Origin of the sequence: Mycobacterium sp. (genome assembly GCF_049585075.1) — a bacterium.
In the GTDB taxonomy this organism is placed as follows: Bacteria; Actinomycetota; Actinomycetes; order Mycobacteriales; family Mycobacteriaceae; genus Mycobacterium.
In genome coordinates this window covers 1-2,125 of sequence record NZ_JBAUZA010000523.1, presented here as the reverse complement: position 1 = coordinate 2,125, position 2,125 = coordinate 1, and the positions used below count along the sequence as shown (strand labels likewise).

Sequence of the window (2,125 nt, the reverse complement as noted above, 5' to 3'; positions counted from 1 at the left end):
GCCCAGCGGTGCAGCGCGGTCGGCGATGGTGTGGGCGATCTCGCGGGCGCGCGTCAAGGCGGCCGCGGCGTCATCGGCCACCTCCTGGACCAGACCGATCCGATGCGCCTCGGCGGCGTCGAACTCGTCCCCGGTCAGCAGCCACCGCATGGCATTGCCCCAGCCGGCCTCGCGAGGCAGTCGAAGCGTCGCGCCCCCGAACGGAAAGATGCCACGCTGCACCTCGAGCTGCGCGAACCGCGTGCCCGTCGCAGCCATGCGAACGTCGGCCGCCAGCAGCAGCTCGATACCCAGCGTCATGCACCAGCCGTGCGCCACCGCGATAAGCGGGGTGGTCCAGGAACCGTCCAGGCGCCAGGGGTCGCGTCCCTCCGCCGGCAGGGGCAGCTCGCCAGACGCGATATTGGGGCCGACATCGACTAGGTCCAGACCGCCGGTGAAGTGATCGCCGTGTGCGAACAGCACCCCGACGCGCACCTCCGGGTCCGATTCCAGCAGCCCGTAGGCGCGGGATAGGTCGGTGAGCATCGCCCGGGTGAAGGCGTTGCGCTTGTGCGGTCGGTTCAAGCCGATCAGCAAGACGTGGCCGTCGCGTTCGAGGGTGACCGTTTCCAAGGTCGGCAGTGTGCTCGTCATCGGCCCGAGTCAACCGCACGGCAGCGGATTATGCAATAGTGCATAATCCGCCGTGGAGTGTCGCCACCGTAGATTATCGCGATGACCCCGTTTACCTCGCATTAAGCACCACGTTGAGCGTGTGTCGATTAGCACTTGCCTGCGCTGCAGTAGCCGGTATATGATGCTTTACATAATCGCCCAGGAGAGAATCATGTTGAATGTCGAGCTCAACATCGTCGGCTTCCGCTTTAGCCGGGAAATCCCTGACCTACGCCGCAAGTCATCCCGATCCCGCGGGTTCGGTCAACCTCCCACCCCAGAGCGACTTGCGCAGCTTCGCCCGTCGACCGCTGCGTGACGGTCGGACGATAAGAGGACAGAACGACCATGTCGTTAGCGACGCATGCCCGCAGTAAGCGCGGTGATACCCGAACCAACATGCTGATTAGCGCCGCAGAGGTAATGCGTGAACGCGGCGCCGCTGGTGTGACCATCGACGAGGTGCTCACCCGCAGCGGCGCCCCGCGCGGCTCGGTGTACTACCACTTTCCCGACGGGCGCAATCAAATCCTCTCCGAGGCCCTTCGGTATGCCGGGGACGCGATCACCGCCGATATCGACGACGCCGCCGGGCGGGGGGCGAAGGTCCTACTGCGGCAGTTCGTCGAGTTCTGGGAACGCGTGCTGGCCGAAAGTGATTTCAACGCCGGCTGCCCTGTGGTGGCCGCGGCAATCGGCGGGGCCGATGACGAAGTTCGGTTGGCCGCCGAGGCCGGACAGATTTTCGCGCGCTGGCGCACGGCGCTGACTTGGGCTTTCGTCGCCGATGGCTTTCTCGAGTCGGATGCCGACTCGCTGGCGGTGATGTCGATCGCAGCGCTGGAAGGCGCCGTTGTGCTGTGCCGCTCGCTACGCAGCAGCGAGCCGCTGCGAAAGGTTTACGAACAGCTCGAATTTCTGGTCAAGGCAAGGGAATTCGTCCGCCGCAACGGAGTCCCGGAGCGCCGAAGCTAGTCGCTGGCTGGCAGCGGCTTGGCTTCCTTGAGGCTCAGCGCGGTTTCGCCGACAGCCAGCGTTCCCGCACCCGCCTTGGTCACCAACACCTCGGCGCCGGTCTCGTCCACGTAGCGCTTGCCCATCACGTTGCCGTCGGCGAACGCGGGATCCAGTTCGCCGGACCGCTCGGCATCCAAGGCCACCATCGGTGCGCCGCCGCAGCGCAGATCGTCAAGGCTGTCCGCGCTCCGGACGACGATGACCTGGGTGTCGCACACCTGGCTGGCCAGACGAGTTCCGTTCTTAATCATGATTTTTCGGTTCCTTACTGCTCGGCCGGAGCGGCGCGAAGCTCTTCGACAATTTCACGGCGGAGCACTTTGCCGGTCGCGTTGGTGGGCAGCTCGTCGCGAAAGACTACCCGGTCAGGGGTACGTGACCCCCGCAAACTTTTGCGGACGTGTTCGCGCAATTCCTCGGGGTCAGGCTCGGTCCCGACGGCCGGCACCAC

The 2,125-nt window shown here is 65.4% G+C and carries 4 protein-coding genes; 1 reads left to right on the top strand and 3 read right to left on the bottom strand.

What is annotated here, in order from left to right; all coding sequences use genetic code 11:
• On the bottom strand, positions 1-636 hold a 636-nt coding region (locus WB785_RS24225), incomplete at its 3' end, for a crotonase/enoyl-CoA hydratase family protein (RefSeq protein ID WP_424082557.1).
• A gap of 369 nt (positions 637-1,005) precedes the next feature.
• Here WB785_RS24225 and WB785_RS24220 point away from each other — a divergent pair.
• Positions 1,006-1,632, top strand: coding sequence for a TetR/AcrR family transcriptional regulator (locus WB785_RS24220; protein WP_424082555.1), 627 nt, complete (start codon positions 1,006-1,008; stop codon positions 1,630-1,632).
• Here WB785_RS24220 and WB785_RS24215 read toward each other — a convergent pair.
• Both WB785_RS24215 and WB785_RS24210 read right to left on the bottom strand, forming a co-directional pair.
• Entirely contained in the window at positions 1,629-1,925 is a 297-nt protein-coding gene (locus WB785_RS24215; protein ID WP_424082553.1) for a hypothetical protein, read from the bottom strand. The two genes, WB785_RS24220 and WB785_RS24215, sit on opposite strands and share 4 nt — an antisense overlap.
• A 14-nt stretch (positions 1,926-1,939) precedes the next feature.
• A partial coding sequence (locus WB785_RS24210) for an AMP-binding enzyme (RefSeq protein ID WP_424082551.1) occupies positions 1,940-2,125 on the bottom strand: 186 nt, incomplete at its 5' end.